This window comes from Citrobacter sp. VF227 (genome assembly GCF_052950715.1).
Genome location: NZ_JBRFVF010000410.1, coordinates 1 through 465, shown reverse-complemented (window position 1 = coordinate 465; position 465 = coordinate 1). Strand labels below are relative to the sequence as shown.

Annotated in this window: 1 pseudogene; it reads left to right on the top strand. The window is 52.9% G+C overall.

Features of this window, described 5'->3' with window-relative positions:
* Positions 1–465: pseudogene (gene xanP, locus ACU8YC_RS27030) on the top strand (xanthine/proton symporter XanP); the annotation flags it as partial.

The window sequence follows — 465 nt, the reverse complement described above, 5'->3', positions numbered from 1 at the left end:
ATCAGTATGTCGCTGTTCGCTTCCGGCGTAGCCTCTATCATTCAGATCAAAGCCTGTGGGCCGGTCGGCTCGTGACTGTTATCCATTCAGGGCACTAGCTTTAACTTTGTTGCTCCACTGATTATGGGTGGTACGGCGCTAAAAACTGGTGGCGCAGATGTTCCAACCATGATGGCGGCGCTGTTCGGTACGCTGATGCTGGCAAGTTGCACTGAGATGGTTATCTCACGCGTACTGCATCTGTCACGTCGTATTATTACTCCGCTGGTCTCAGGCGTGGTGGTGATGATTATCGGCTTGTCGCTGATTCAGGTAGGTTTGACGTCGATTGGTGGCGGCTATGCCGCAATGAGCGACAACACCTTTGGCGTACCGAAGAATTTACTGCTGGCTGGCGTGGTGCTGGCACTAATCATCCTGCTTAACCGTCAACGCAACCCTTACCTGCGTGTTGCGTCATTGGTG